We start from the raw sequence: 26759 nt of genomic DNA, 5'->3' as shown, positions 1-26759 counted from the left end.
GAGTAGGACTATTATGAAAGGGAAAAAATATTATTCTGACTATCATGTATGGATAGAACCTATTCATTCTCGAATAGTAAAACTTGGTTTATCATCTCAAATGCGAGAGCATTTAGGGAATATCTTGCACATAGATCTGCCTTCTTTAGGAGCTTTTATTAAAGAAGGAGAAAAGCTTTGCATTTTAGAATCTTCAAAGTCAGCTATTGAGGTTCTTTCTCCTGTTTCTGGAGAGGTGTTGGAGGTCAATACAGCTCTTGAAGATGATATTCTTCCTGTTAATAATGCCACAGAATCAGAAGGATGGTTTGTGGTTCTACAACTCACCGAAGATTTCCGCAGCGAAAGCTTTTCTTTAGAACCCTAGCAAAGGCGGCTATTAACCGCCATTTATGAAGCCTTGGGTTCTTCTGAGCTAGAATGTGTATTTGGTTGTGGGCTATCAGTGGCTATATTCGTGACAAATGCAGGTTTAGATGTTGTGGGTTTGGAAATATCAATTCCTGTTAATCCCATAAAAGCCATAGCCATCAGTCCTGTCGTAATGAAGGAAATCCCTGTCCCTCGTAAGTGTTGAGGAACATCGGAGTAAGCTAATTTTTCTCTAATAGTTGCAAAAAGAACGATCGCAAGCCACCAGCCACATCCTGAGCCCAAGGAGAATACCACCATAGGTAGAAAAGGATAGTTTCGAGTAATTCCAAATAATACTCCACCTAGGATAGCGCAGTTTACTGCAATAAGGGGAAGAAATATTCCCAAAGCTAGGTAAAGGTTTCTGGAAAATCTTTCGAGGAGTACTTCTAAAATTTGTGTGAATGCTGCGATAACAACAATAAACATGATTAATTCTAGGAAGCTGAGATCAATATTTGCTAATGCAGGTGATAACCAAGCCAAGGCGCCCGGTTTTGTGATAAAATAATGTACCAACCAGTTAATGCTTCCTGTAATTGTAAGCACGAGAGCCACAGACATCCCCAAGCCGTTGGCTGTTGACAAGCGAGATGAACAGGCCAAATAGCTACACATTCCTAAAAATGTGGACAGCAAAATATTCTGAATAAACGTGGCTTGTAAAAAGATCCCTAAGAGATTTAATAAAGAATAGTCTCCCAACCACATAAACGCTACCTCTTTGTCTTTGGAGCTCTAATAATGTTTACGATCCAAATCATGATCCCTAAAAGGAAAAATGCGGATGGAGCTAAAACCATCAGACCTAGGTTTTCGTATCCATCAGGGTGTGCTGCTGAAGTGTATAGAATTTCAGGAATGACACGAAATCCTAGAATAGTTCCGAAGCCAAATAGCTCTCTAATGATACTAATGCAAACAAGTACCCACCCATAGCCGAGGCCAGATCCTAATCCATCTAAAAACGCTGGAATAGGTGAAACGTGTCTAGCCATACTTTCTGCTCGCCCCATGACAATGCAGTTAGTAATGATTAATCCAACAAAAACGGAGAGGGTTTTCGAAATAGTAAAGAAAAAAGCTTTCAAAAACTGGTCAATTAAGATCACAAATAGGCTAATGATAATTAGCTGAGCGATCATCCGAACACTTTCGGGAGTAATTTTCCTAAGCAAAGAAACAACAAAAGAGGAACAGCCAGTGACAAAGCTAACCGCGAATCCCATAGTTAGAGCTGTAGTCACCGTAGTCGTAACCGCAAGAGCTGAGCAGATACCTAAGATAGCGATCAAAGGTTGATTGTTGATCCACAACGCATCTGTAAAATAGGTTAAGTAGGATTTATTAGTGGTCATGAGACTCTCCACTAGGTTTAGAGTTGGCGAAGAAAGTCAACAAAGCGCGGTAGGGAGCTAGAGAATGAGAGAAGGATTCGGTAACACCATTACAAGTCAAAGTAGCTCCTGAAATTCCGTCGATGGAAGAAGCAGCTTTAGGTGAGTCTCCTAATGCTGCAGATACAGATCCTTTTATAACTTCCAGTCCTAGGGTTGTCTTAGCAAAATCTGTTTCTCCAGAAGCTGAGACTAGAAATACTTTTTTGCCTCTGAAATTTTTTTGCCATTGAGGGTTAGCGATATTTGCTCCTAATCCAGGAGTCTCGCCATGTTGATACCAAGAAGTACCAAGAACAGTATTCCCGTCTTTTTCTAGAGCAAGGAATCCATAGATAGGTCCCCACAAACCAAAACCTTCTATAGGAAGAACTATAGATTCTATAGCTGTTGGATTTTTCGCTACTTGGGAAGCAGATAATTTAGAGGAAGCTGCATCGTTGTGTAGGATAGCGTAGACCACATAAAGGGCAAGACCATGTATTACAGGAGTTGGTTGAGATAAAAATTCTTCTAGATTGAGATTATGGTCTTCGAATGAAGAAAGATTTCCTTGTGTATCTGTAAGCAAGACTCTAACAAAGTTTTGAAAATATGAGCTTAAAGTTGTCACGGTTACTTTAGGAGGAGTAGAGGAGATCTCTAGCAACTGCTTTTTAGTATTATATAGGGCTGGGTGCCAATCTCCCTTTTCATAGACTTGGAATGTGTTATCGGAAGAAATTACTTGTGCAGCCATTAGCATTTGTTGATTGCGATCGAATTCCGCAGCTTGCTGTTGGATAGGTGCAAGGACATAATACACAGAAGACAGGAGGGTACCAGCAATTAAACTAAGAACAAAGATGAATAAGATAATGTACCAAGGCTGATTAAGATAATGGCGAGACTTGGATGCCATATTTTATATTCTCCGTTGTCTGTATTGCTTAAGAGCGATGTTATCAAATAATGGAGCAAACACGTTCCCTAATAGGATGGCTAACATAACTCCTTCAGGGTATGCAGGATTGATTAAACGTATGAGAATTGTTAGAAATCCTATAAAAGCGCCATACAGCCATTTTGCAAGCTTCATTGCAGGGGAAGAAACTGGATCGGTAGCCATAAATACTAGCCCGAATGCTAAGCCTCCAATACAAAGATGGCGATAGGCAGGAATAAAGAACTTTGCAGGAGCCCAAGCACCAGCATTCCCGGTTGTTAAGATGCTCATGATTTTAAAGAACCATGCAAAGAAAAAAGCACTTAGACCAAAAGATAGCATAGTTCGCCAAGAAGCGATTCCTGTTAACAAAAGAAGCCCCGCACCTAGTAAGCACGCTACAGTTGAAGTCTCTCCCAAAGATCCTAGAATATTTCCAAAGAATAGGTTTCCTGTAGAAAATTTTCCGATACCATAAACAGCCTCAGTAAGGGAACAGGCAGAATCAAAGTGTGCAGGAAGAAGCCCTAAACCTCCTTCGGTTATCGGAGTAGTTACAAAATTTTGAAGTTGTTCTAAGGAAAGTTGATCTACTGTTAAACCTGGATAAGATTCTGCCCATGTCGCAAATTGAGTCTGGAGAACATCTTGGGTAGGAACATGTTCAAGATTTAAGATATTAGAGGCTATGGCATCGATGTGAACACGTTTGACGGATGGAGGAGTCGAATTCAGAACTTGTAAACAAGTGGATTGAGAAAATCCATCGAAATGGCTCTTCTCTGCCAAAGAGCTCATCGTTGCAAGGCTTTCTTTAATTCTGCTAGGGTTACTGCCAACCCAAACGTCTCCACTCATTTTAGCAGGGAATGTAAAGAATAGAAAAGCTCGTCCTGTTAAGGCTGGGTTGAGAATATTCATTCCTGTGCCGCCAAAAAGTTCTTTCCCCATAACTACTCCAAAAGCAATGCCAAGGGCAGCCATCCAATAAGGAATAGTAGGAGGAAGGATTAGCGGGTAAAGCATTCCTGTTACTAACAGTCCTTCTGCTATTTTATGCTTACGAATAATAGCAAAAAGAACTTCGCAAGTTCCTCCTACAGCATAGCTAATGAAGAGGAGAGGGAGAAAAATTTTGCATCCAGCAAAAAGGACGGATCCTATACCGATCTCTTGTGAAACGAATGAAAAATAGCTCTTAAATCCAGATATGTGTAAGAATGCCTCCATGATTCGTGGATCAGAGGATTGATAGACCAGAGCTTGTAGACCCGAATTCCAGACGGCTGCAAAGATCGTTGGCATGAGCGCAATTACAACCAACATCATCCAACGCTTGACGTCAACAGCATCTCTAACGAACGGTGGAGAAGATGGGGTGTGTAGAGGCTCGAAGCAAAAAGTATCAACAGCATCTGCGATAGGCGTCATGTGTTGAAATTTGCTTTTACGACAAATTTTCCAAAGGGAATCGACAAGTTTTTCGAGCATTGTGTCTGAGAGAAAGGTTGAGAACGTTACACGTTCAAAACGTAACAAATTATTAAAATTTTTACGAATAAAAAACTCGGTTGTTTATAGGATTCTAATATTTGTTATTCGACAAATATTTCCGGTCCTTTGCTGCATTTGTAAAGCTCCAGGAAGAGAGATTTGTCTATCTTGTTGGCGGCGATGTAGTAAACGTATTTACGATAATCGTTGTACTAGGTGTTTAGAAACGTTGAATATAGGGGAGATTTCGGCGATCTGTTCTACTTGTTCAGCCTTATCTCCGCATCTCTCTTTATATTTGTATGAGCTTATGCCTGAGACATTAGCTTTATATCGTTGCGCATGTTTAGGGAATAGAAGTGGAGAGCAGAGTTTCTCGAAAGCTGCTTTGAGAGCTCTAATACTAAATCAGTGCTCAATTGATCGGATTATCTTTTCTTCAAAAGACATAGAGAGAAACATTGTGGAGTCTATAGCCAGATATTTGAAAGTTCCTTGCGAAAAGAGATCTTGGTATAGGAAAAGAAAAGCTTTAGACTCAGCAGAAAACATATGCATTCTTTCTATTTATCCTTTTAATAGAAGAGTGCGCGAAGAAATTTTTAGCCAAGTACCTGACAACGCGATTTTTATGAGTCTATTTCCTCTTGCTCATTAGAGGGGGCTCCTTGAATAGAGACATAACCACACAGGCGTACACCCTCATCCACACATAGACTTCCTGCTTGAATATCTCCTGTAACCATAGCTCTTCCTTGAAGAGATACTCTTCCAGTTACTGTAATATTGCCTTCAACGACTCCTGCTATCACAGCTTCTTCAAGTTCTATATTGGCTTTGACATATCCTTGAGGGCCAACAATAATCTTTCCTTTAGAGACAAGAATACCTTCGAACGTCCCGTCAATACGAAGGAGTCTCTCAAAAGTTAATTCTCCTTTGAAAGAGACTCCCTCACCTAAAGTAGTTTCAGGTTCTTCCGGGAAGGAGCTTTCTTGAGTTGCGAGTTCTTCTTGTTGATCAGTCCATTGAGAATGTTCTTCTTGAGATAGCAATCGTGTTTCCGCGGGCTTAGCTGGTTCAAAAATATTTGAATGATTTTCTAAACGTTCTGTTCTTTGGGGATATATACTGTAACTCGTGGAGTTGGCACCACTATCCTCATACAGAGTTTGGACTTCATCAAAGAAATTTTTTGCAGGTCTTTTGAACATTCCTCTCCCCACATTAAAATAATGAAAGCTTTTCAAGACTACACAAAGTGTTGTGGTGAGTCTATCGCTATATTATTCTTGCATAAGCTAATCTGATTTTTTAGCAGAGCGTCTTTTTCTATTTTCTGTTCAATTGTCTTGCACGCATAAAGAACTGTTGAGTGAGTTTTCCCAAAAGCAGCACCGATTGCAACAAGAGAATCTGTAATTAGAGTTTTTGCTAAATACATGGCAACTTGTCGAGCCAAAGGAACATTTTTAGCTCTGGAAGACCCTTTGAGGTCCTGAATTTTTACCTGAAATACTGTAGCAACGCTCTTTAAAATACTTTCGACAGAAACTTTTTGTTTAGAAGGTGCGCGGAAAAGCTCTTTTAAAGTATCTCGGACAGTTGTTTCTGTTAGAGGCTTATTAAATAAGAGACAGTATGCTGTGAGTTTATTAATTGCACCCTCAAGTTGACGGACATTTCCGTAAACATGATCTGCTATATAAAAAGCTATTTCATTAGGAATATTTAATCCTTTTTGTTCAGCTTTATGCTGTAAAATAGCAACTCGAGTTTCTAAATCAGGAACTCCAACGTGAGCAACAAGCCCCCACTCCATTCTAGCAATGATCCGTTCTGATAATTTAAGTTGTCCTGGAGGCTTGTCACTAGTTACAACAATCTGTTTGGACAAGTGGATCAGAGTTTCGAAGGTGTTGCAGAATTCCTCTTCAAAATTTTGGCGGTTTTGCAAAAACTGGATATCGTCGACGAGAAGTAAATCTAACGATCGATAAAAGTTTTTCATTTTATCGATAGATTTTACACGTAAATGATGAACCAAGTCATTAATAAAAGCCTCGGTTGTAATACAGTGTATGCGGAGATTTTTATGATGTTCGCGAACATAATGTCCTACAGCATGAAGCAAATGCGTCTTACCTAATCCGACTCCACCATGAATAAATAGAGGATTATACGATCTTCCTGGACGAGCAGCAATTCCTAGAGCTGCCGATTTTACAAATTGGTTGGATGGACCTTCAATGAAATTATCGAAACGATAAGCTCCATTAAGCTTAAGCTGAAAATCTTTATTCTCTTCAGAAACTTCTGTAGCAGGCTTAGCGATAGACGGAGTTACTAAAGGAGAAGAGCGTTTGATCTCTGCAACAACGAATTCTAAGGCAGGATTTCCTTCGGCATCGAGAGGCACAAAGGAGCAAAGATCTTTTTTATAGTTGTCCAAGAGGTAACTTTGAACAAATATGTTGGGAATTTCTAATCGAATTTTTTCGCTAGATTCTTCTAGTACTTGGATAGGAGCAATCCAGTTTTCAAAGGCTGTTTTAGAGCAGCGGGTTTTAATATAATTAACGAACTGCTCCCACGTGCTGCAATCATTGCAAGTTAACATCGCGTTCTCTTTATCGCTTGAGGAATTAAGGATTCGGTAATGCACCCTCCTCCTGGAGAAAATCGCAAATGTAGCATCGCTATTGATAAGCAATCAATACATTTCGTTCAAAAATACGCTTAAGGACAAGAAGTTTTTCTATTAATTTTTCCTGAAATCAGAAACAAAAATTATTAATACTCAATAATAGAAGGAGAATCTCTCAAGAAGAGACTTTTTGCTTCTCCCCAGGATGAAATGCATTATCGAACAGCAACCAAGGGGGGTTTTACATAACTAAGTAGTAATGCTTCGGCATCGTCTGCAATGATAGGATCTGGACACGACGTTAAGTAGGAAGCTATCGCTGATGCTTCTTCTATGCGTCCGAGACAGAATAGAGCTTTAGTTTTATTGAGCAGGGTAGGGAGGTGATCTCCTTGCATACGTAAAGCTTGATCCAAGACATAAAGAGCTTTGGTATTTTCGCTAATCTGCAAATAGAGTCCTCCTAGTGTTTGGAAATCATATACACTTAGAGGGTCTAAGATAACGAGAGCTTCAAAAAAAAGAATAGCTTTCTGATAATGCCCTTGACGAAGGAACGAATATCCAGAAATGCGGAGCTCTTCGAGTTCTTCGTCTCCCCATCCTAAAATTGCTTTCCACTCATTATCTAACATATACGCTTAACCTTGTACGAATTGAAAAATACGAGAAATAACATAATCGATAAGGAGATTAGAACTCTTGATTCCTTGATCCAATGCTCTAAGCAATACTGTGCCTTCTCGTACTAAGACTTCCTCTTCTACTTCAAGCTCTTCCTGCTCAAAATGTTGTCCATTTCTCTTTTGATCAGAGGAGCGTTTATTTTTTCGTGAAAGCGTGTCAGCTGTTGAGCGGTAAGAAAATTTACCTCTAGTTAGAACTTTTAAATAGGAAGAGATTTTTTCCATGTCTTGGTCTTGTTTATCAGGAGAGCCGAGAGATGGTACTAAGTAAGGAGTGGAGAATCGTTGTTTATGAAAATTGGTTGGAGGAGAAAAGGACGCCCAGCAAGTTTTTTTATTTGTTTGCATGAGCGTTGATAACGCAGAAGGCTTGGGTGTCATATCTAAGATTTGAGCATGCTTAGCTATGTCCCGAATCGCTGCGCCTTCCATTTGGATTTCTTTACGGAAGTCATTAACAAGCTTGTTCGTAGAGCTGTGTTTCTCGTATACCGAGGTACTATAGTTAAAAATTTCGACCATAAGTTTCCCTTGAGAGGCTCACAATCTCAATCATAATCGTGGGAGGGAAAAAGTCAAGTATGGTAGAGGGGAGAACGTAAAGCAAAGGTTTTTAAGGTATTAGATGTAATAAGTTGCTGTTTGAGGTGTATTGAAGAGCTGTGCTTTTAACTAAACATGCGATACACTGCAACCTTCTGCTTTAGCTACAAGGGAATTTTTTGAAAGCTGTACTTTCGCAGCTAAGCGGCTTATTGTAGTAGTGGATGGATAATAACTTTTATGCAGAAGGTTCCCCGTGACCGATTCAATTCCTCATATTCCTGTTTTAGTAAAAGAGAGTCTTTCATTATTCCGCGATCGTAATCCAGTAGTCTTTTGTGATGTGACTGTTGGTGCAGGTGGTCATGCAGAAGCTTTTTTAACCGAATTTCCTTCGATAGAACGGTATGACGGGTCGGATAGAGATCTGTCTGCGCTGGCGTTATCCGAAAATAGATTACTTCCTTTTAAGGATCGCGTGCGCTTGCGACATGCTTCTTTTGAAGAAGTGGATACACTGACTTCTGATGGGACGTATGATGGAGTGCTTGCTGATCTAGGAGTATCCTCTATGCAGTTAAACAACCTTGAACGTGGATTTAGTTTTCAAGGAGAAGATCATCCTTTGGATATGCGAATGGATACTTCTCGAGGAATGACTGCAAGTGAAGTGCTTAATTCTTTAAGGGAAGAAGAGATTGGAGAAATTTTTCGTAACTACGGAGAAGAGCCTCTTTGGAGGAGCGCTGCGGCAGCTGTAGTGCATTTTAGAAAAAAGAAAAAGATTTTGACCGTTAAAGATCTAAAAGATGCTACGTCTGGAGTCTTTCCTTCCTACCGATTGCGAAAGAAAATTCATCCACTAACATTGATATTCCAAGCTCTGCGCATTTATGTTAATCAGGAAGGGGCTCAATTAAAAGTTTTGTTAGACTCTGCTTTCCGTTGGTTACGTCCTGGTGGGCGTTTAGCTGTTATTTCTTTTTGTAGTTTAGATGATCGTCCTGTTAAGTGGGCTTTTAGAGAAGCTGAGGCTAGGGGGCTTGGTAAGATATTGACTAAAAAAGTGATAATGCCCTCTTATGAAGAAACTAGGATGAATCCTCGATCACGTTCAGCTAAGTTGCGTTGTTTTGAAAAGAGTTTTGAAGATAAGTAATGAATAGGTATCGGTTTTCGCGACTACTTGTCTGTTTAAGTCTTTTGTGTTGCGCTCTTTATCGGTATATAGATAAACAGAATGATCTTACAAAACTTCGTTTAGAAATCCCTTGTTTATGGGCTCAATTGCGTCAGATAGAACAAGAAAATGTTGCGCTTAGTTTTTTACTAGAGAAATTAGAAAGCCCTGAACATTTGTTGCAGATAGCTTTTCTTCCAGAATACCAGTATCTAGAGTATCTTAGCGAAGAGAAAATCAGTGTTTTAGCTTATGAATCACCGTAGACAATTAACTCTGATCGTTGTTGGGGTTTTGTCTCTATACGCGCTCTTAATAGTTCGTTATTACAAAATTCAAATTTGTGATGGAGAGCGGTGGGCTGTGGAGGCGGCGAATCAACACGAGTTTCGCGTTAAAGATCCTTTTCAAAGAGGAACCTTTTTTGCTAATACCAGTCTGCGTAAAGGCGAAAAAGAGCAATTTCACCCGTTAGCCATTGATGTCACTAAATTTCATTTATGCTTAGATGCTGTCGTTATTCCGGAAGAGTATCGCGATGAGATTGCTCGTATGGTTGTTGTTATGGTTGGCGAAGGGGACTATCAGAGTATCCGTAGTGAATTTGATAGAAAATCGCGTTATCGCAAACTGTACGTTTCTCTAGATATTTCTATTCGTGATCGGATTTTAAGTTGGTGGAAACCTTACGCAGTTAAACATAAAATTCCGTCAAATGCCTTATTCTTTATTAGTGATTATCAACGTTCTTATCCATTCGGGAAATTGTTAGGACAGGTTTTGCATACCCTTCGGGAGATAAAAGATGAAAAATCAGGAGAAGCATTCCCTACAGGAGGTTTAGAGGCTTATTTTAATCGTTTGTTAGAAGGGGAAAATGGAGAACGCAAGTTGTTGCGTTCTCCTTTAAACCGTTTAGACGTTGATAAGGTGACTAAAATCCCTAGGGATGGGAGCGACATTTATCTAACAATAGATGCCAATGTACAGACGATTGCAGAACAAGAGATAGCCCTAGGCGTGTTAGAAGCTAAAGCTCGTAGTGGGCGAGCTATTGTACTGAATTCACATACAGGAGAGATCTTAGCTTTAGCGCAATATCCCTTTTTTAATCCGAGAGAGTATAGGGAATACTTCAACTGCAATGATCGCATAGAAGATACAAAAGTTAAGGCTGTTAGCGATGTGTTTGAGCCGGGCTCTATTATGAAACCCATAACTGTTGCTATTGCCTTATTAGCAAATGAAGAGATGCAAAAACGTGCTGGAGAAAATCTTTTTGATCCTTATGAACCGTTAGATGTTAGTAGACGAGTATTTCCAGGACGGCAAAAAATGCCTCTAAAAGACATTGTCAGTAATCGATACTTAAATATGTACATGGCGATTCAAAAGTCATCCAATGTGTATATGGCTCAACTTGCAGATCGTATAGTACAAAAGTTAGGTGCTGATTGGTACGAACAGCGTTTGCAAGATTTTGGTTTTGGAAAAAGAACTGGAATTGAATTGCCGGCAGAAGCTGTAGGATTGGTTCCTTCACGAAAACGTTTCCATAAAAACGGATCTCCCGAATGGTCTTTATCGACACCTTATTCTTTGGCAATGGGATACAATTTGCTGGCTACAAGCATGCAGATGGTTCAAGCTTATGCAGTTTTTGGTAATGGAGGGTTTTTGATACGTCCAACCTTGGTTAGAAAGATTGTTTCTCCTTCAGGAGAAGAAAAAATACTGTCTTCAAACCCAAAGAAAATTCGAGTTCTTTCTGAAAAAATAGTTGCAGATGTTGTTCGTGCTATGCGTTTCACAACATGTTTAGGAGGGACGGGGATTCGTGCTGCTACTAAGGGATATTCTAGTGCAGGGAAAACAGGGACAACAGAAAAATTAGTCGATGGGAAGTATGATAAAAAACGGCACATTGCTTCATTTATCGGGCTTACTCCTATAGCTGCTTTATCGGATACTGCAGTTCCTTTAGTTATTCTTGTTTCTATCGACGATCCTGCTTATGGAGTAAGAGAAGACAGAACTAAGAACTATATGGGAGGACGGTGTGCTGCTCCTGTATTTTCGAGAATAGCTTCTCGAGTGCTGCCTTATTTAGGTGTGCCATTAGACGAGCAACTACACACCTATCGTGAAGAAGTTTCTCAATTAAAGCTGCTATATGAGGAATGGAATCGCAAATAGTGAGTTTATTTAGATATGAGTGAATGTGTTGAGGTCTGTTGCTTTGGGATGAGTGTGCAGCCTGGCATAAGGAAAGCGGGAGAGGAAACTAATAATAAAGAAAAGAGCAATTTCATAATTACATCTCACAAACAAAACATTTCTTTGCTCCATATAAGAGTTACTTTTTTTGTGAAAGAGTAAAAAGACGAGTTCTCTTGTCTTTGCTCTTTCTCTGACAGATGACGTAGTTAGTCGACAAAGCTTGACAACGAATATGTGTATAGTAAACTATTTGAGAAAGCTTTTTGAAGCCCTTGTGTGCGTGTCTTAGGGATCTGGTATGCATTTAGACCAACTTCTTCAGAATATTCCGGCTAAAATTTATGGGAAAGTCGAGTCTATTCCTGTTAGAAATTTGACTCGAGATTCTCGTTGTGTTGGAGTTGGTGATATTTTCATCGCTCGACAAGGGCAGTTTTGCAATGGCAATGACTATTCTTCTCAGGCTGTTGCGAATGGAGCGATTGCAGTTCTCTCTTCTCTATACAATCCTTTTTTATCGGTTGTTCAGATTATCGCAGAAGATCCTATAGCATTGGAAGCCTCTTTGGCAGCAAGGTTTTATAATAATCCTTCAAGGCATCTGGATGTAATAGGAATTACAGGAACTAATGGGAAGACAACAGTCTCCTGTTTGGTTAGAGAACTTATGGAGCGTTCAGGAAGAAGAACTGGTCTTATTGGAACCATAGAGCACATTTTAGGTGAGAATAGGATTATTGATAGCTTTACCACTCCTGATGCGATTTTATTGCAGAAGTATTTTGCTGAAATGGTTAAGCAGAACTTATCTGCAGCCGTTATGGAAGTATCTTCTATAGGGATGGCTCTTGGTCGAGTTCGTGAAACAGAGTTCTTAGCTGGAGTTTTAACTAACATTACTTCAGATCATTTAGATTTTCATGGGTCTCTTGAAGAATATATTGCAGCTAAAAAGCAGTTTTTCGCTTCCTTGCCAGAGAAAGGTATAGCTGTTGTCAATTTGGATTGTGAGTATGCGCCCAGCTTTTTAAATGGTTCTCAGGCAAGAGCAGTCTCCTATGCAATCCATCAAGAAGCTGATTATCGAGCAGATAGATTGAAGCTGTATTCATCAGGATCTTCTTATGACATTTGGTATCAGGGGCAAGTTTTCCCTTGTGAGACATCCTTGATAGGAGAACATAATGTATATAATGTTTTAGCATCTTTAGCTGTTGTCCATCAATTTTTAGGCAGAGACTTTGCTGATTTAGTACGCGATGTTCGTTTCTTATCAGCTCCTAAAGGACGTTTGGATCCGATTTTATTGGGACCATTCCCTGTTTATATTGATTATGCCCATACTCCAGATGCATTGGACAATGTATGTAGAATTTTATTACAACTCCTTCCTAAAGATGGTCGGCTAATTATTGTGTTTGGGTGTGGTGGAGATAGAGATCGTGTTAAGCGTCCTCTTATGGCCAAAGTATCTGAGCATTACGGTTTTTCTTTTGTGACTTCAGATAATCCTCGGACAGAAGATCCAGACCAGATTATTGCTGATATATGTAAAGGTTTCTCAACTGATCATTATGTTGTTGAGAGCGATAGGAAGCTAGCCATAGAGAAAGCAATATCAATGGCTTCAGATAAAGATATTGTACTAGTTGCAGGAAAGGGACATGAGGGGTATCAGATCTTCAAACATCAGACGATTGTCTTTGATGATCGAGAGGTTGTGTGTGAAGCCTTGGCAGCCCTTTGTTAATTTGACATTATTGCTGTTGCTGCTTACTTTAAGTAGTCCAGTTAGTTGTTTTGCTGATGCTGCGGGGATTCCTAAGGTAAGTAGGAATGAACTTATAGTCATAGATCCTGGTCATGGCGGTAAAGACGAGGGAACTGCAGATAAGGAATTACGGTACAAAGAGAAAACTTTGGCGTTGTCGATAGCTTTAAGCGTGCAAGGATGTTTGCGTCGCATGGGGTATAAGACGATAATGACAAGGGCTACGGATGTATATGTCGATCTAAGTAAGCGAGCTGCAATAGCAAATCAGAATAAGGCTGATGTTTTTGTTAGTATCCACTGTAATCACTCGTCTAATACATCTGCTTTAGGAACTGAGATTTATTTTTATAATGATAAAAACATATTAAGGACTAGAAAATCAGAGAGCTTAGGTAAGTCGATCTTGGCTTTTATGCAAAAAAATGGAGCTTTACGCGAACGTAAAGTGAAAGAAGGTAATTTCGCGGTAATTCGAGAAACAACCATGCCTGCGGTCCTTGTGGAAACAGGGTTTCTTTCCAATTCTAAAGAGCGAGCCGCTCTTTTAGATGCTCGTTATCGCTCGCACTTAGCCAAAGGTATTGCAGAAGGCATACATGCTTTTATTTTGAATCGACAAGTTGACAAGACTGTATCAGTAAGCTCAGGAGCAAAAAAAGTGCATAAATAATCCGGGGGAGGGAGGGCTTTAACAAGACCTTTAAGTGCTCGAAAGGATATTCGTAGTAGAGAAGGTTTCGGTTGAGTGCAACTCGTGGGTAGATTTTGTGCGTTCATGGAAAAGATAAAAAAAGTCTTGAATCCAAAGGATGAATGCATATTATACGCATATATTGCGGTATTTAGGGACGCAAGGGTTACCACTTTAACTAGGAGGCAACAAGCTACCATGGCAACGATGACTAAGAAGAAACTAATCAGTACGATATCTCAAGATCATAAAATACATCCTAACCACGTGAGAACTGTTATCCAAAATTTTTTAGATAAGATGACAGATGCTCTAGTTCAAGGGGATAGATTAGAGTTTAGAGACTTTGGAGTTCTACAAGTTGTAGAGAGAAAGCCAAAAGTTGGTCGTAACCCTAAAAATGCAGCAGTACCTATCCATATTCCTGCTAGAAGAGCTGTGAAGTTCACTCCTGGCAAAAGAATGAAACGTTTGATTGAAACACCAACAAAATCTTCTTAGTCTTCTTCCCTTTTCCCGGCTTTGCTTTCGATCGTAGAGTCAGGCTTCAGCGTAAGCAAGCTTGACTCTAAATTTCCTCAAGATTATTTTTTGCCATTGGACGTCTTTTTATTAACTATGCTAGTAGAATCGCAGTTAGGGTTAGAGGACGTATTAGAGGCGTTCTCTGAGAGGAATTTTGATATTCAAAGTAAGAGTTTCATAGAGTCTTTCCAGGATAAGAAGCTGCGAAGAACCGTTATACAGCGTTTTCTACATCATCCATTGTTACATATTCATGATATCGCTCGTGCCGCTTATTTGCTGGCAGCTTTGGAAGAAGGGGTAGACTTAGGATACCAGTTCCTTTGTATGCATCAGACGCAGTCTGGAGCGGCTTTATTATTTCGTCGAGCAGGTTTTTTATGGGGAGGCCTTCCTTATCCTGGGGAGCATGCTGAGATGGCTATGTTGTTGTCTCGTATTGCAGAGTTTTATGACACAAGCTACGAGCAAGTTCAAAAAATGATAGCTTTTCAACACGCATTATTTTCTCATGAGAGAAACATTTTCCCTTCATTGTGGAGTCAAGAAGGCTCTAGATCCAACCAGGAAAAAACAGCTGTTAGTAAATTGTTATTTTGCCAAAAAGAAGCCCGTATAGAAGATCAGTTCACGCTAACAGATATGTCTCTTGGTTTTTGGATGCGCAGAACGCCTTCTTTTTCTGCTTATGTTAGTGGTAGTGGTTGTAAGAGCGGAGTGGGGGCTTTTTTGATAGGAGATGTGGGGGTTCTCAACTATGGTCCTTGCGTTGGGGATCCAGGAGAATGTTTGGGATTTGGTTTATGCGGCCAAGTGAAAGAGTTCTCATGTCAAGAAAAAGACGAAGAAGTATCAATATCTTTTGCAGGAGCTTTGTCACAGCCTTCTTCTAGGAGAACAGGCTTTTCTTATTTGCAAGATGCTTTGTTTAGCACTAATTCATGTTATTGTATAGACATTACTGAGCAAAAGTGTCATGTTGCTTCTTCTTTGGATAGGGAAAATCAGGATGCGTTTTTTGCTATCTTTTGTAAGGGATCGCAATGTCAAGTATGCAATGGTCCAAAATTGCGTACAGGATCTCCAGACTCTTATAAAGGCCCAGCCTATGATGTATTGATTAAAGGAGAAAAAGAGACTGTTCGGATTTTATCTTCTAGTCCGCATATGGAAATTTTTTCTTTACAAGGCAAAGATCGGTTTTGGGGAAGTAATTTTTTGATCAATCTTCCCTACACACAAAATAGTATAAACATTTTATTTGAAAAGGCTTGATTTCTTTTTAAGAGAAATTAAAATTGTTTGCGTGAAACAAAGGTCATTATAATCAAATAGTTGGTTTTTGGTTGTTTTTGATTATTGTTTGTATTAAAATAACTCTTTTTTATAAGAAGGGAGCGTGCTACGGTGGAACTACTTCCTCATGAAAAACAGGTTGTCGAATACGAAAAAACGATCGCCGAGTTTAAAGAAAAAAATAAAGAAAACAGCCTGCTTTCTTCTTCAGAGATTCAAAAATTGGATAAGCGTTTAGATAGATTAAAAGAAAAAATTTATTCCGATCTCACCCCTTGGGAAAGAGTACAAATTTGTCGACATCCTTCGAGACCTAGAACAGTGAATTATATCGAAGGAATGTGCGAAGAGTTTGTAGAACTTTGTGGAGATCGAACGTTCCGAGATGATCCTGCAGTTGTCGGAGGGTTCGCAAAGATTCAAGGGCAGCGTTTCATGCTTATAGGGCAAGAAAAGGGTTGCGACACAAAATCTCGCATGCATCGTAACTTCGGGATGCTTTGTCCCGAAGGCTTTAGAAAGGCTCTACGCTTAGCTAAAATGGCAGAGAAATTCGGTTTGCCAATTATCTTTCTCGTTGATACCCCTGGAGCTTTCCCTGGATTAACAGCCGAAGAAAGAGGTCAAGGTTGGGCTATTGCGACAAACTTATTTGAGTTAGCTAGATTAGCTACCCCAATCATTGTAATTGTGATTGGTGAAGGATGTTCAGGAGGCGCTCTAGGAATGGCTATAGGAGATGTTGTAGCGATGCTAGAACACTCGTATTATTCTGTAATTTCTCCTGAAGGGTGTGCTTCTATTTTATGGAAAGATCCTAAAAAGAACAGCGATGCTGCTGCCATGTTAAAAATGCATGGAGAGGATCTTAAGGGATTTGCTATTGTGGACGCAGTGATCAAAGAACCCATAGGTGGGGCTCATCACAATCCTGCGGCCACATATCGTAGTGTTCAAGAATATGTCCTTCAAGAATGGCTTAAATTGAAAGATTTACCGGTAGAAGAGTTGCTAGAAAAACGATATCAGAAATTCCGAACGATAGGTCTATATGAAACTTCTTCTGAAAGCGATTCTGAGGCATAAGAAGCATTTAGTTTTATTCGGTTTTTCTCTTTTATCCATATTAGGGCTAACGATAACGTCTCAAGCAGAAATTTTTTCTCTAGGTCTTATTGCTAAGACAGGTCCTGATACGTTTCTTCTTTTTGGGAAGCAGGAGGGAGCTTCCTTAGTCAAAAGGAAAGAGCTGTCCAAAGATCAACTTCTTGAACAGTGGGATAATATTGTTGGTGAGGGAGACACGCTATCTTTGCCTCAAGCGAATGCTTATATTGCGAAACATTCAGGAGGCTCTCAGTCAATAACAAAAAGGCTTTCCGCCTATCTCTCTGGTTGTTTTGACTTTTCTCGTTTGCAATGCCTCGCGATTTTTCTAGTAGTTGTTGCTATTTTGAAATCAACAACGCTATTTTTTCAGAGGTTTTTAGCACAATTAATTGCTATTCGTGTGAGCTGCTCTTTACGTAAAGATTACTTCTTAGCTTTACAAACGCTCCCGATGACATTCTTTCATGCACACGATATGGGGAATCTAAGTAGTCGTGTGATAGCAGATTCATCTATGATTGCATTAGCTATTAATGCCCTTATGGTGAATTACATTCAGGCTCCTATCACTATGACTTTAGCCTTAGTAGTGTGCTTGTCTATTTCTTGGAAATTTTGTGCTTGTGTTTGTTTAGCGTTCCCTATTTTTATTTTGCCAATTGTTATCATTGCAAAGAAAGTTAAAGCATTGGCTAAACGAATTCAAAAGAGTCAAGATCATTCTGCCGCTGCGTTATTGGATTTTCTTTTAGGTATTCTTACAGTAAAAGTATTTAGAACTGAGCAGTTTTCTTTTAGTAAGTATTGTCAGAAAAATGATGAGATTGCTCGATTGGAAGAGCGCAGTGCTGCGTATAGTTTAATTCCAAGACCTCTTCTGCACACTATTGCCTCGTTGTTCTTTGCTTTGGTCATTATGATCGGTTTGTATCATTTTCATATCCCACCTGAGGAGCTTGTGGTCTTTTGTGGGCTTTTGTATCTCATTTATGATCCGATTAAAAAGTTTGCTGATGAAAATGCGAATATCATGTGGGGATGCGCTGCTGCAGAACGGTTTTATGAAGTATTGGATCTAGCAAAGCAGCAGTCCAATGTTTCTGAAAAGTTAAATGAATTCCAGGGATTACAACATAGTATTCAGTTTTGCAATGTATCCTTTGGATATGTAGAGGATAGTCCCGTATTATCGGATTTCAACTTAGTATTAAAAAAAGGGGAGGCTATCGGTATTGTTGGTCCAACAGGATCTGGGAAATCTACCATAGCAAAGTTATTGCCAAGGCTTTATGAAGTCTCTCATGGCGAACTGTTAATTGATTCACTTCCGATACAAAGCTACTGCAAAAATTCTTTAAGGAAACATATTGGTTGTGTGCTGCAGCATCCATTTTTATTCTATGATACGGTGTGGAATAACCTGACTTGTGGCAGAACCTTTTCAGAAGAAGAAGTATTTCATGCTTTAAAGCAAGCTCATGCCTACGAATTTGTTTCTAAAATGCCTCAAGGCGTGCACAGCTTATTAGAGGAATCCAGTAAAAATTTATCTGGAGGTCAGCAGCAACGTTTGACAATAGCTAGAGCATTGCTGCATAACACCTCCATTCTGTTGCTAGATGAGGCAACATCAGCATTGGATGCCATTAGCGAAAATTATGTTAAAGAGATAGTCGGGCAGTTAAAAGGCCGTTGTACACAAATTATCATTGCCCACAAGCTCTCCACTCTCGAATACGTAGATCGGATTGTTTACTTGGAACAAGGGAAGAAAATAGCAGAAGGAACCAAAGAAGAGTTATTAGACTCTTGCCCAGCTTTTCAAAGAATGTGGGTCTTATCGGGTGCTAAGGACTGGGAACTCAATGCTGTCGTAAAATGATGGTCCGTGGAAGGGATGTGTTAAACATCAATAAACGAGGAATATATCGGAAAGATAGCCTCCGCTAATTTTTGAGAGAGCTTAACTTTGTTATTTTTTAAGAAGTCTTGTCCTTCCCGCGTAGTGTAGTCAGAAGATACTTTAATCATAGAACATGGGCACGCTACTAACGAAGCCTGTTTTGCTATGAAAAATCCTTCCATATCGACTAGCTGTAAATGTTCATGAAACCCATCTCTATACGGAGATCTGACTGATGTCAATTGTGCTAGAGGGAGTCTGGGGATGGGGGTTACTTCAAGTTCTTCTTCCACAGAAGTTGTTGGAGTTAATTCTTTTACAGAGGTAATCGTATAAGTTTTAAGAAGAGGTATGTTTGGATTGCCTGCTCCGGCAAATCCTGCATTTATCCACAGGTCATATCCACTTGGAGGGGGGCTTAATGCTTGAACAACTCCTCGGTAACCCCATGTTTTTAGTACCATAACATCTAACAGAACGTTTTCTGTATGGTAGGTATAAAAGTTCTCCTTATTAAGAGAAAAAGGAAACAGAGAGAGTGTTCTAGCAGCTTCTGCCGGATCAGCAAAAATAAGAAGGAGCTTAAACATTACGACAAGCCGTCCATAATGTAGAAAAAGCTTGCCGTCCGATAGAAGAGAGGTTAAAGGTTTCTTCTGTTACGTAGGTATCTATAAAATGTTGAATGGTAGTTGGGTTTTTATCTCGAGAGTACTCAGAAGCTTTTTGAATAGCTAAAGCAGAATCAGTCAAAGATTTTTTTAGGGATTCTTGAAGAGCATGATTTAACAGATAAGAATCGTCATCAGATACCTTTTTAGAGATAACAATACATCCTAAGGGTAAGGGAAGATGCCAAGTTTTTTCCCAAAGTTGACCTAGATCTTCTACTATGCATAGATCTTTAGGGAAAGAGAAGCGTTCTTCGTGAATCACAGCTCCACCATCTACTCGATTAGAAAGAATAGCTGGAATGATTTCATGATATTTCATAGGAACCAGTTCTGCTCGAGGGTAGAAGAGGCGGCAAAGAGCGTGTGCTGTTGTCGTTTCACCTGGGGTAGCAAGGCTTTTTAATGGGGAATCGAGTTGTCTCGAAAGAATTAAAGGCCCGATCTTGTATCCCAGAGTAGTGCCAACATTTAAAACATCATAGGAATCAGCGATCTGTGGGTATAAGCTTGCAGAAATTTTAATTAAGGGAAAACGAGTCTCTAAAGCGTAATAATTTAAAGAAGAAATATCCGCGATCATGATTTGGCGTAACGAAGGGAATCCTTTATGTTTTTCTAAGAAAGACCGAAAAAGAAAGATGTCATTAGGACAGGGTGAGAACGCTGCTGAAAAAGTCATTTCAATTGCTGATAGGCCTCAATGGCTGCTTTAATTTCTTTATTTTCTGGTTGTAGCAAGTAATCACCTTTTTGTAACCAGGCGATGTAACTAGAGGGGACTTCAGAAAGAGGTTTCCCTTTATACTTACCGAAAGGCATTTTAAATATGCGAGGATGACAAGTCTCATTTAGTAGATCATAAATTTGATCAGGAGACAAATCCCCCACTAAAGCTGAAAATACTCTATAAAGAGTGATTACGTCATCTAATGCTCGGTGCGCTTGATTTTCTTCGAATCCGTATACCTGACGAAGGTATTGGAGACTATGCTGAGGCAAGTCGGTTCGATATTTTTTTGCCCATTTTAACGAATCTATAGTACGAAGCTGAGGCTCAGATAAGCCGTGTCTACGACATTCACGAACTAACAGAGGATAATCGAAAGCATTGTTATTGTGAGCTACAAGAATATTATCTGTACCACAAAATTCGATAAATTTCTGATAAGCTTCTGGGAATCTGGGGGCGTCGGCTACTTCCGCAGTCGTAATACCATGAATTTTAGTTGCCTCAGCAGGTATAGGGATTTCAGGGTTTACTAGCGTTTGGAAAGACTCGCTCGTAGTCCCGTTGTAAGCAGCTAGCTCCACTATACGATCCTTATCTATCTGCGTACCTGTCGTTTCTGTATCATAAAAAATTAAAGCTGGCACAAGTTCCTCTAAGGCTCTAGCTGATCGGATTGGTTATTTTCTAGTTTTGCTTGCTTTTTCAATTCATCCAGATCCATGTTTCCTGTCGAGATCAATCCTATTGCATGGAAGAAGCTATCACAAATCAACTTGATTGTATCAATGTAAACACGTAGTAAGTCCTCATTAATCTCGCCCTTTAGGCAAGGGATAACTAGACGGTAGAAAATAATGTTTTGTTCCTCATCCATTCCAAATCCTGGAATGTCGATGTCGCGGTTGACGAGATGTAAAAGCCTTGCTGTGGTATCACGTTGATTCTGCTGTATTTGATAAGGGAAATAGCAGACTAGTTGCAAAACTTCTCCTTCATTACGAATAACGAAAAAGAGAGGAAGCTCATGTTCTCCCGCAGGGACTGTGATATAGATTAAGCCGCTTTCTCGTTCTAAAGAAGGTTCTAGCTGAGCATGGGTCAGGAATTTTGTAAGATTATTGTGATTCAAAGTCCACGTTGTCATTGTACGAATCCTCTAAGTACGGCTTATTAAAAGGGAGGCAACTTTTGATACCCAACTATACTTAAGTGTTGTTTTTTCGGCAGAGTAAAATACTTCTGTTTGATGGGGGGGGGGGGGGAGAATAAAAATTTCTTCTTCCCATCTTTTGGAGATAGACCCTCTTTACACAAACTTTTTTTTGAAAAAGAAACAGATTAACAACCTTTTTATACAGATAAAAGTTTGCTTTATTTTTTAAAAAAATCTTTGCTATACCTCCGAGAATCTTAAGCGATTGATTTATCAACCGTCTATGGAAATTCCTTGGGCGGAGAGGGCGTGATGATTGTTGCGGATTTCGAATACTTTGGATTGAGTGATGTTGGTTTAGTTAGGCACAACAACGAAGATTTTTGGCAGGTAAACTATGATTCGCAGCTCATTGCCATTGCAGACGGAATGGGAGGTCATCGTGCAGGAGAAGTAGCTTCTTATGAGGCTGTTGGTAATCTTATGCAGCTTGTCGATTTACATAAAGTAGATTTGGAACGGTTTGGAGATGAGCAGTATAAAGAGTCTATAAAGACTATAGTATCAGAGATAAACTTATTAATTTATCGCCAGGGATTGTCGAATGAGCAATTCAAAGGTATGGGAACTACTTTGAGTTGTATGCAATTCCGAAGAGGTAAAGCTTGGCTATTTCATGTGGGAGATTGTCGGGTTTACCGATTAAGAAATAAGATGCTAGAAAGATTAACTGAAGACCATTCTCTTGCGAATCACTTAGCTTCTCGATATGGGCTTTCAAAACAAAGTGTGAAAAGGTATCCTGGAAGGAACGTTCTGACAAATGTTTTGGGAAGTCGTCCCCATGTGTCTCTTGATATTAGAGAGATGTCTTATGAGAAAGAAGACCTATTTGTTTTTTGTTCTGATGGTCTAACTAGTGCTGTTTCTGATCATGACATGCTAGATATATTAACGCAGACGACTACTCTGGAAGAAGGTGGGAATATCCTTATTTCCTTAGCAAACAGTCGGGGCGGTAGAGATAATGCTACTGTTATACTGGTTCGGATGCGTTAATTTTTATGACTATATACTTAGATACGAACGCTTCAGCTCTTTTAGAGCCTGGCGTCTTGATGTGTTTACATTCTCTTTTCATAGGCGAAGGTGGGTTCGGGAATCCTTCTAGTGTTCACAGTTTTGGAAAGAAAACCAAAAAATTGGTTAAAGAAACTTCAACTCTTATAGAAAAAGCTCTGGGGTTTAGTCATTGTCGGGTGATTTATACTTCTGGAGCAACAGAAAGTCTTAACCTGGCAATTCAAAATATTCCTACAGGAAGCCATGTTATTACTTCCAGCATGGAACATCCAGCAGTGATCGAACCTTTAAAGCAAGCAAAGCTTTCCGTGACTTACTTGGACCCTATTCCTGGAGAGTGCGTTGTTTCTTTAGAACAAATTAAAGAAGCTGTTCAATCAGATACCTCAGCCATCGTTTTGGGATGGGTGAATAGTGAGGTTGGTGTAAGAATTGATCTTGAAGCTATAGCCGAATTTGCTAAAGAACGCCAACTACTTTTGATAGTGGATGCCACGGCTATTGTAGGAAAAGAAGTTATTCACATTCCAGAGGGAGTTTCAATGGTTGCTTTTTCTGGACACAAGTTTCACGCTCTTTCGGGAATCGGAGTCCTTCTTACATCTCCAAAAATCAAAATATCTCCAATAATTTCTGGAGGAGGACAACAAGGAGGTATTCGTTCGGGAACGGAGCATATTCATGGTATTGCTTCCCTGCGTTATATTTTTAGCAAGTTATTAGTCGAGCAGCCTGCCATAGCTCAAACTATGCGTTCTTATAGGGATCTATTTGAGTCGCGTATACAAGAAACTTTCCCTGAATGTATCGTGCATTGTCAAGACAAGCCTCGAGTTAGCAATCTTTCTGCAATAGCTTTCCCTGGTTTAGAGGGAGAAGTGATGCAAATCGCTTTAGATCTAGAAGGGGTGGCTTGTGGTTATGGCTCTGCGTGTTCTTCTGGAGCAACTACAGTTTTTAAGTCATTAACAGTAATGAAAGTGCCTCAAGATCTTGCAGTAGCTACTCTACGATTTTCTTTTAGTTATTTACTTTCAGAAGAAGAAATTCTTACAGCAGCACGGAGGGTAATTCGCGTTGTAAAACACTTACAGCAGTACGCGTAATCGTTACAGAGTATCTTTGATAGCAACAGTTTTGATGCCGTACAAGGAAATCTCTTTTACCTCTAACAGTAGGTCGTTGATAATGATAGAGGCGCCTACTTCTGGAGGAGTATCCAGAAGTTTTAACATGAGTTGCTCAATTGTTGTACAATCATTATCCATAAAAATAATATCGAGCTCATTTTCTATTTCAGACAAAGGTGTGTTCCCAGAGAAAGTTCGTTCAATTAAAGAAGTTGGTTTGGGTTTTAATTGGGCGATATTTCTTGTGTTGAATAACGTTTTAAACACCGTATGTAAGCCTAAAACTCCCATAGGCTCGCCATTATTATTTAAAACAATGGCGACGTTAGAACTATTCTTGCGGAATTCTTGGATCGCATGAATGAGCTTAGATTTAGCTGTTATGAACCAGGGAGAGCTTAGGTAAGGGACAACAGGGTCACTGGGATTTCGATTAATGAGGTTTTTTGGAAAAGCTATTCCCACTACATTCTTTTTAACTTTATGGTAAACAGGGACAAAATCTAAACGATGGCGACGAACGAGCTGGCAAACATCTCGTACGGAAGCGGTAGCTGAAAGTATCGGGATTTGGTCCAAATATTGACATACTTGCTCTACAGAAGTTGCGCTTAAAGAGAAAATATTTGTAGCTATCACATTGAAATCATGCTCTTCATGATGAGTTTCTAATGTCTTTTGCAATTCATCTCGGCTAAGCGTTGAGTGGAGCGTCTCTTCCTTAATATTCAGAATAAAGTAGATCATATTGGTAATGCCACCGACACATTGGATGAGCGGATAGAAAAGATAGTGAGCGAAATAGAGGATAGGGGCTCCTTTTAAGGCGATTTTTTCTGGAATTTTACGAGAGATAGCTAAAGGAATTAATTCAGCAAAAATGACGACTAAAATAATTTGCGTTGCAGGAGCATATTCAGGAGAAATCCCTAGGAGTTTGTAACAAGTTCGTGATGACTCAGACCCTATTTGCAAAGCAATATTTACTCCCAACATTACGGTTCCAAATAAGCGATAAGGTCTTCTAACAAGGAAGTTAATGTAAGAGGCTTTTTTATTGCTTTTCGTAAGGTAATATTGCAACCGCACGCGATTGAATGATATGCAAGCCATTTCCATCATGGAAAAGAACCCTTGGACAAAAATACAAAGGAGGTTCACTCCTAACCAGAAAAAGGGAGAGTTAGTTTCCATGGGTTTTCCTTATATACACCCGTTTCACACAATTAGGAGCCGCGTCTAGTATTTGGAATACAAATTGTCCCCAAGCGAATTTTGTTCCTGTTTCAGGGATTTCTCCTAATTGTTCTGTCAGCCATCCGCCTATGGTAACGCAATTAGCTGTAGTAGGAAGATCAACTCCAAACAGGTCATAGAAATCAGAAAGCTCATAGGTGCCTGCAGCAATAACAACATTCTTGTCTGAGTGAGCGAATTGTTTAAAAGATGGGCGATTATGAGCTACCCCATCAGAGACTATTTTAAATAGATCATTTTGGGTGATCAATCCTTCTATAGACCCATATTCATCAATGATAATACCTAAACCACAGTCTTCTCCTGCTAGATGATACAAAGCTGTCTTAGCTGATACTGTTTCAGGAATGTAGTGAGGTTTACGAAGGAGAGGCAAGAGTTCTTCGGCAGATTGTAATTTTTCTTTGTAGAGAAGAAGCAATTTTGCAGAACAAACTCCTAAGAGATTTTGTAGACCACCTTTACAAACTAGAACTTTGGAATAGCTTTGTTTAGGTCCAGAGAAGAGTTTATATAAATTTTCAATCGGAGTAAGGACATCATAAAAAATGATTTCTTGTTTGGGCGTCATGCGTTCTTTAATGCTACCTTCTTCCATGGATAGATAGCCAAATAGAAGACGACTTTCCTCATGATTTACAACTCCGAAATCTTTACAGCTTCGGAGGACTTCTTTTAATTCTTGGGGTTGAATAAAATCACTTTCTTGACGGGCCAACATTTTCTGAACGATAAAATTGATACCCGAGATAGCCCAATCAAATATAGGGCGGAAGCTTTTAGTTGAGGCAAAGATGATTGGGGTTACAATCTTTGCAATTCGTGCATTGTAAGGGATTGCGATAACCTTAGGGACAATTTCTCCCAAAACTAGTGTCAAAGCGAGGGGAACTCCTACGGTAAGCAATAGAGATGCCGAATCGCCTACTAAGGTTGCTATGCAGTTTTGCACTCCAATATTAATCCCTATGTCGAAGAAGACTAGGGTCATGAGCAAATGATTGGGGTAGGCCATAAGATTGGCAATTTGTCGGAGCTGCCTATTTTTTGAGTGACTGTAATGAGCAATAAGGGAAGAAGGGAGCGAGAATAAAGCTATATGCGATAAAGAAACAAACCCCGAGCACAAGACAAAAATTGCAGTTAGAATAACAATTGCTGAAGAAAACATTCGATTTGGGTTATTGTGAGCGGACCCGGATTATTCTCATTATGTATAAAAAATGCTAGAAGAATTCCACTTTTTCTCTTCGGCTACGGATTCCTCAACTGTAGCTTAGGATTTTCCGCTTGAGAGAGGGTTTTCACGGTTTTTTTATTAACTCTTGCACCACCCATTTTTTTGAAGGAGTATGAATTATGGAAGAAAAAGGCATCTTACAATTGGTTGAAATTTCGCGAGCAATGGCTTTACAGGGAGTTTGTCCTTGGACTAATTTACAGAGTGTGGAGTCTATGTTGCAGTATATAGCAGGGGAGTGTCAGGAGTTGGCTGATGCTGTACAAGAAAATAAAGCTTCGTTGGAAATCGCTTCGGAAGCCGGAGACGTACTTACTTTAGTATTGACCTTGTGCTTCTTGCTAGAAAGAGAAGGAAAGCTTAAAGCTGAAGAAGTATTTGTAGAAGCCTTGGCTAAGTTGCGTCGTCGATCTCCTCATGTTTTTGATCCTCATAATCAAATTTCTTTAGAACAGGCTGAAGAATACTGGGCTCGTATGAAACAGCAAGAAAAAATTTCTTAATAAGGATTTAGGGAAAGAGACTTGAGAGAAAACTGTATTTATGGTACCAAAGATCCCGTAAGCTGGGGACCTCTTAAGATGAGAGACTTCTGAACCGGGTCAGGATCGGAAGGTAGCAGCCCTAAGGATAGGCCTTTTGTGCTAGGAGTTTTCTCTGGCTTACTTTTTTATTCTCTATCTATCC

At 39.6% G+C, this 26759-nt stretch carries 28 protein-coding genes and 1 other RNA gene; 15 read left to right on the top strand and 14 right to left on the bottom strand.

Annotated elements, in window-relative coordinates; all coding sequences use genetic code 11:
* The first annotated feature begins 13 nt into the window (after window positions 1–13).
* Window positions 14–367, top strand: coding sequence for a glycine cleavage protein H-like protein (locus CTA_RS01505; protein WP_009871629.1), 354 nt, complete (start codon window positions 14–16; stop codon window positions 365–367).
* Window positions 368–390: 23 nt separating this feature from the next.
* Here the strand turns inward: CTA_RS01505 and nqrE are convergent, their stop codons facing one another.
* Genes nqrE through CTA_RS01485 form a run of 4 tightly spaced genes read right to left on the bottom strand, consistent with a single transcriptional unit; the run spans window position 391 to window position 4227 of the window.
* Window positions 391–1125 carry an NADH:ubiquinone reductase (Na(+)-transporting) subunit E gene (gene nqrE / locus CTA_RS01500; RefSeq protein WP_009871628.1) on the bottom strand — a complete coding sequence of 245 codons (735 nt, stop codon included), beginning with the start codon at window positions 1123–1125 and terminating at the stop codon, window positions 391–393.
* A gap of 5 nt (window positions 1126–1130) precedes the next feature.
* The gene (nqrD, locus tag CTA_RS01495; protein ID WP_009872522.1) at window positions 1131–1772 is read right to left on the bottom strand and encodes an NADH:ubiquinone reductase (Na(+)-transporting) subunit D; all 642 of its coding nucleotides are present in this window, start codon (window positions 1770–1772) and stop codon (window positions 1131–1133) included.
* Window positions 1762–2712 carry a Na(+)-translocating NADH-quinone reductase subunit C gene (locus CTA_RS01490; RefSeq protein WP_009871626.1) on the bottom strand — a complete coding sequence of 317 codons (951 nt, stop codon included), beginning with the start codon at window positions 2710–2712 and terminating at the stop codon, window positions 1762–1764. Before CTA_RS01490 ends, nqrD begins: the two co-directional genes overlap by 11 nt.
* A gap of 3 nt (window positions 2713–2715) precedes the next feature.
* Window positions 2716–4227, bottom strand: coding sequence for a Na(+)-transporting NADH-quinone reductase subunit B (locus tag CTA_RS01485; RefSeq protein WP_009871625.1), 1512 nt, complete (start codon window positions 4225–4227; stop codon window positions 2716–2718).
* A 1-nt stretch (window position 4228) separates the two neighbouring features.
* Here CTA_RS01485 and CTA_RS01480 point away from each other — a divergent pair, with 1 nt between their 5' ends.
* Window positions 4229–4888, top strand: coding sequence for a hypothetical protein (locus CTA_RS01480; protein WP_009871624.1), 660 nt, complete (start codon window positions 4229–4231; stop codon window positions 4886–4888).
* On the opposite strand, the gene CTA_RS01475 is transcribed toward CTA_RS01480, so the two are convergent.
* From CTA_RS01475 to CTA_RS01460, 4 genes are all read right to left on the bottom strand, one after another.
* Window positions 4860–5444 (bottom strand): bactofilin family protein, encoded by a 585-nt coding sequence (locus CTA_RS01475; protein ID WP_009871623.1) that lies wholly within the window; start codon window positions 5442–5444, stop codon window positions 4860–4862. The two genes, CTA_RS01480 and CTA_RS01475, sit on opposite strands and share 29 nt — an antisense overlap.
* Window positions 5445–5482: 38 nt before the next feature.
* The gene (gene dnaA, locus CTA_RS01470) at window positions 5483–6850 is read right to left on the bottom strand and encodes a chromosomal replication initiator protein DnaA (protein WP_009871622.1); all 1368 of its coding nucleotides are present in this window, start codon (window positions 6848–6850) and stop codon (window positions 5483–5485) included.
* 242 nt (window positions 6851–7092) lie between these two features.
* On the bottom strand, window positions 7093–7512 hold the full coding sequence (locus CTA_RS01465) for a hypothetical protein (protein WP_009871621.1): 420 nt from the start codon (window positions 7510–7512) through the stop codon (window positions 7093–7095).
* Between the two features lie 6 nt (window positions 7513–7518).
* Window positions 7519–8085 carry a DUF5399 domain-containing protein gene (locus CTA_RS01460; protein WP_009871620.1) on the bottom strand — a complete coding sequence of 189 codons (567 nt, stop codon included), beginning with the start codon at window positions 8083–8085 and terminating at the stop codon, window positions 7519–7521.
* A gap of 277 nt (window positions 8086–8362) precedes the next feature.
* On the opposite strand from CTA_RS01460, the gene rsmH reads away from it, so the two are divergent.
* The 9 genes from rsmH to CTA_RS01415 all read left to right on the top strand — a co-directional run bounded on the left by rsmH (window position 8363) and on the right by CTA_RS01415 (window position 18784).
* Window positions 8363–9265 carry a 16S rRNA (cytosine(1402)-N(4))-methyltransferase RsmH gene (gene rsmH, locus CTA_RS01455; protein WP_009871619.1) on the top strand — a complete coding sequence of 301 codons (903 nt, stop codon included), beginning with the start codon at window positions 8363–8365 and terminating at the stop codon, window positions 9263–9265.
* A complete protein-coding gene (locus tag CTA_RS01450) occupies window positions 9265–9552 on the top strand; it encodes a hypothetical protein (RefSeq protein WP_009871618.1) in 288 nt (95 codons plus the stop codon). Before rsmH ends, CTA_RS01450 begins: the two co-directional genes overlap by 1 nt.
* The gene (locus CTA_RS01445) at window positions 9539–11482 is read left to right on the top strand and encodes a peptidoglycan D,D-transpeptidase FtsI family protein (RefSeq protein WP_010725146.1); all 1944 of its coding nucleotides are present in this window, start codon (window positions 9539–9541) and stop codon (window positions 11480–11482) included. The genes CTA_RS01450 and CTA_RS01445 overlap by 14 nt, the downstream gene beginning before the upstream one ends.
* A gap of 322 nt (window positions 11483–11804) precedes the next feature.
* Window positions 11805–13256: a UDP-N-acetylmuramoyl-L-alanyl-D-glutamate--2,6-diaminopimelate ligase gene (locus tag CTA_RS01440; RefSeq protein ID WP_009871616.1), complete on the top strand. Its 1452-nt coding sequence runs from the start codon at window positions 11805–11807 to the stop codon at window positions 13254–13256.
* Complete coding sequence (locus tag CTA_RS01435) at window positions 13171–13950, top strand: N-acetylmuramoyl-L-alanine amidase family protein (protein ID WP_009871615.1); 780 nt, start codon at window positions 13171–13173, stop codon at window positions 13948–13950. Before CTA_RS01440 ends, CTA_RS01435 begins: the two co-directional genes overlap by 86 nt.
* A gap of 219 nt (window positions 13951–14169) precedes the next feature.
* The gene (locus CTA_RS01430; protein WP_009871614.1) at window positions 14170–14472 is read left to right on the top strand and encodes an HU family DNA-binding protein; all 303 of its coding nucleotides are present in this window, start codon (window positions 14170–14172) and stop codon (window positions 14470–14472) included.
* 117 nt (window positions 14473–14589) lie between these two features.
* Window positions 14590–15771, top strand: coding sequence for a hypothetical protein (locus tag CTA_RS01425; RefSeq protein ID WP_011324668.1), 1182 nt, complete (start codon window positions 14590–14592; stop codon window positions 15769–15771).
* A 132-nt stretch (window positions 15772–15903) separates the two neighbouring features.
* A complete protein-coding gene (locus CTA_RS01420) occupies window positions 15904–16878 on the top strand; it encodes an acetyl-CoA carboxylase carboxyltransferase subunit alpha (RefSeq protein WP_009871612.1) in 975 nt (324 codons plus the stop codon).
* A complete protein-coding gene (locus CTA_RS01415) occupies window positions 16844–18784 on the top strand; it encodes an ABC transporter ATP-binding protein (protein ID WP_011324667.1) in 1941 nt (646 codons plus the stop codon). Before CTA_RS01420 ends, CTA_RS01415 begins: the two co-directional genes overlap by 35 nt.
* Window positions 18785–18804: 20 nt before the next feature.
* Here the strand turns inward: CTA_RS01415 and CTA_RS01410 are convergent, their stop codons facing one another.
* From CTA_RS01410 to CTA_RS01395, 4 genes are read right to left on the bottom strand one after another with little or no spacing between them, the layout of a single operon-like run.
* The gene (locus CTA_RS01410; RefSeq protein WP_009871610.1) at window positions 18805–19395 is read right to left on the bottom strand and encodes an aminodeoxyfutalosine nucleosidase; all 591 of its coding nucleotides are present in this window, start codon (window positions 19393–19395) and stop codon (window positions 18805–18807) included.
* On the bottom strand, window positions 19388–20158 hold the full coding sequence (locus CTA_RS01405) for a 1,4-dihydroxy-6-naphthoate synthase (RefSeq protein WP_009871609.1): 771 nt from the start codon (window positions 20156–20158) through the stop codon (window positions 19388–19390). Before CTA_RS01405 ends, CTA_RS01410 begins: the two co-directional genes overlap by 8 nt.
* Entirely contained in the window at window positions 20155–20853 is a 699-nt protein-coding gene (locus CTA_RS01400; protein ID WP_009871608.1) for a putative quorum-sensing-regulated virulence factor, read from the bottom strand. The genes CTA_RS01405 and CTA_RS01400 overlap by 4 nt, the downstream gene beginning before the upstream one ends.
* A gap of 8 nt (window positions 20854–20861) precedes the next feature.
* A complete protein-coding gene (locus CTA_RS01395) occupies window positions 20862–21353 on the bottom strand; it encodes a YbjN domain-containing protein (protein ID WP_009871607.1) in 492 nt (163 codons plus the stop codon).
* Between the two features lie 321 nt (window positions 21354–21674).
* Between CTA_RS01395 and CTA_RS01390 the strand changes: the two genes are divergently transcribed.
* Window positions 21675–22421 (top strand): PP2C family protein-serine/threonine phosphatase, encoded by a 747-nt coding sequence (locus tag CTA_RS01390; RefSeq protein WP_009871606.1) that lies wholly within the window; start codon window positions 21675–21677, stop codon window positions 22419–22421.
* A gap of 5 nt (window positions 22422–22426) precedes the next feature.
* Window positions 22427–23551 (top strand): cysteine desulfurase family protein, encoded by a 1125-nt coding sequence (locus CTA_RS01385; protein ID WP_010725144.1) that lies wholly within the window; start codon window positions 22427–22429, stop codon window positions 23549–23551.
* Between the two features lie 3 nt (window positions 23552–23554).
* Here CTA_RS01385 and CTA_RS01380 read toward each other — a convergent pair whose 3' ends face one another.
* Both CTA_RS01380 and CTA_RS01375 read right to left on the bottom strand, forming a co-directional pair.
* Entirely contained in the window at window positions 23555–24769 is a 1215-nt protein-coding gene (locus CTA_RS01380) for a CNNM domain-containing protein (RefSeq protein WP_010725142.1), read from the bottom strand.
* Window positions 24759–26003: a CNNM domain-containing protein gene (locus CTA_RS01375; RefSeq protein WP_009871603.1), complete on the bottom strand. Its 1245-nt coding sequence runs from the start codon at window positions 26001–26003 to the stop codon at window positions 24759–24761. The genes CTA_RS01380 and CTA_RS01375 overlap by 11 nt, the downstream gene beginning before the upstream one ends.
* 188 nt (window positions 26004–26191) lie before the next feature.
* On the opposite strand from CTA_RS01375, the gene CTA_RS01370 reads away from it, so the two are divergent.
* The gene (locus tag CTA_RS01370) at window positions 26192–26575 is read left to right on the top strand and encodes a MazG nucleotide pyrophosphohydrolase domain-containing protein (RefSeq protein WP_009872505.1); all 384 of its coding nucleotides are present in this window, start codon (window positions 26192–26194) and stop codon (window positions 26573–26575) included.
* 62 nt (window positions 26576–26637) lie between these two features.
* Window positions 26638–26736: signal recognition particle sRNA small type (gene ffs / locus CTA_RS04860), an RNA gene on the top strand.
* Window positions 26737–26759: the final 23 nt, after the last annotated feature.

Source organism: Chlamydia trachomatis A/HAR-13, assembly GCF_000012125.1.
GTDB classification, from domain to species: Bacteria; Chlamydiota; Chlamydiia; order Chlamydiales; family Chlamydiaceae; genus Chlamydia; species Chlamydia trachomatis.
This window is presented reverse-complemented; position numbering and strand designations above follow the sequence as displayed.

Excerpts from the sequence above, each read along its gene's own strand:
- CTA_RS01505 (WP_009871629.1), top strand. The coding sequence starts at position 14 with ATGAAAGGGAAAAAATATTATTCTGACTATCATGTATGGATAGAACCT.
- nqrE (WP_009871628.1), bottom strand. The coding sequence starts at position 1,125 with ATGTGGTTGGGAGACTATTCTTTATTAAATCTCTTAGGGATCTTTTTA.
- nqrD (WP_009872522.1), bottom strand. The coding sequence starts at position 1,772 with ATGACCACTAATAAATCCTACTTAACCTATTTTACAGATGCGTTGTGG.
- CTA_RS01490 (WP_009871626.1), bottom strand. The coding sequence starts at position 2,712 with ATGGCATCCAAGTCTCGCCATTATCTTAATCAGCCTTGGTACATTATC.
- CTA_RS01485 (WP_009871625.1), bottom strand. The coding sequence starts at position 4,227 with ATGCTCGAAAAACTTGTCGATTCCCTTTGGAAAATTTGTCGTAAAAGC.
- CTA_RS01475 (WP_009871623.1), bottom strand. The coding sequence starts at position 5,444 with ATGTTCAAAAGACCTGCAAAAAATTTCTTTGATGAAGTCCAAACTCTG.
- dnaA (WP_009871622.1), bottom strand. The coding sequence starts at position 6,850 with ATGTTAACTTGCAATGATTGCAGCACGTGGGAGCAGTTCGTTAATTAT.
- CTA_RS01465 (WP_009871621.1), bottom strand. The coding sequence starts at position 7,512 with ATGTTAGATAATGAGTGGAAAGCAATTTTAGGATGGGGAGACGAAGAA.
- CTA_RS01460 (WP_009871620.1), bottom strand. The coding sequence starts at position 8,085 with ATGGTCGAAATTTTTAACTATAGTACCTCGGTATACGAGAAACACAGC.
- CTA_RS01450 (WP_009871618.1), top strand. The coding sequence starts at position 9,265 with ATGAATAGGTATCGGTTTTCGCGACTACTTGTCTGTTTAAGTCTTTTG.
- CTA_RS01445 (WP_010725146.1), top strand. The coding sequence starts at position 9,539 with ATGAATCACCGTAGACAATTAACTCTGATCGTTGTTGGGGTTTTGTCT.
- CTA_RS01440 (WP_009871616.1), top strand. The coding sequence starts at position 11,805 with ATGCATTTAGACCAACTTCTTCAGAATATTCCGGCTAAAATTTATGGG.
- CTA_RS01435 (WP_009871615.1), top strand. The coding sequence starts at position 13,171 with ATGAGGGGTATCAGATCTTCAAACATCAGACGATTGTCTTTGATGATC.
- CTA_RS01430 (WP_009871614.1), top strand. The coding sequence starts at position 14,170 with ATGGCAACGATGACTAAGAAGAAACTAATCAGTACGATATCTCAAGAT.
- CTA_RS01425 (WP_011324668.1), top strand. The coding sequence starts at position 14,590 with ATGCTAGTAGAATCGCAGTTAGGGTTAGAGGACGTATTAGAGGCGTTC.
- CTA_RS01415 (WP_011324667.1), top strand. The coding sequence starts at position 16,844 with ATGAAACTTCTTCTGAAAGCGATTCTGAGGCATAAGAAGCATTTAGTT.
- CTA_RS01410 (WP_009871610.1), bottom strand. The coding sequence starts at position 19,395 with ATGTTTAAGCTCCTTCTTATTTTTGCTGATCCGGCAGAAGCTGCTAGA.
- CTA_RS01405 (WP_009871609.1), bottom strand. The coding sequence starts at position 20,158 with ATGACTTTTTCAGCAGCGTTCTCACCCTGTCCTAATGACATCTTTCTT.
- CTA_RS01395 (WP_009871607.1), bottom strand. The coding sequence starts at position 21,353 with ATGACAACGTGGACTTTGAATCACAATAATCTTACAAAATTCCTGACC.
- CTA_RS01390 (WP_009871606.1), top strand. The coding sequence starts at position 21,675 with ATGATTGTTGCGGATTTCGAATACTTTGGATTGAGTGATGTTGGTTTA.
- CTA_RS01385 (WP_010725144.1), top strand. The coding sequence starts at position 22,427 with ATGACTATATACTTAGATACGAACGCTTCAGCTCTTTTAGAGCCTGGC.
- CTA_RS01380 (WP_010725142.1), bottom strand. The coding sequence starts at position 24,769 with ATGGAAACTAACTCTCCCTTTTTCTGGTTAGGAGTGAACCTCCTTTGT.
- CTA_RS01375 (WP_009871603.1), bottom strand. The coding sequence starts at position 26,003 with ATGTTTTCTTCAGCAATTGTTATTCTAACTGCAATTTTTGTCTTGTGC.
- CTA_RS01370 (WP_009872505.1), top strand. The coding sequence starts at position 26,192 with ATGGAAGAAAAAGGCATCTTACAATTGGTTGAAATTTCGCGAGCAATG.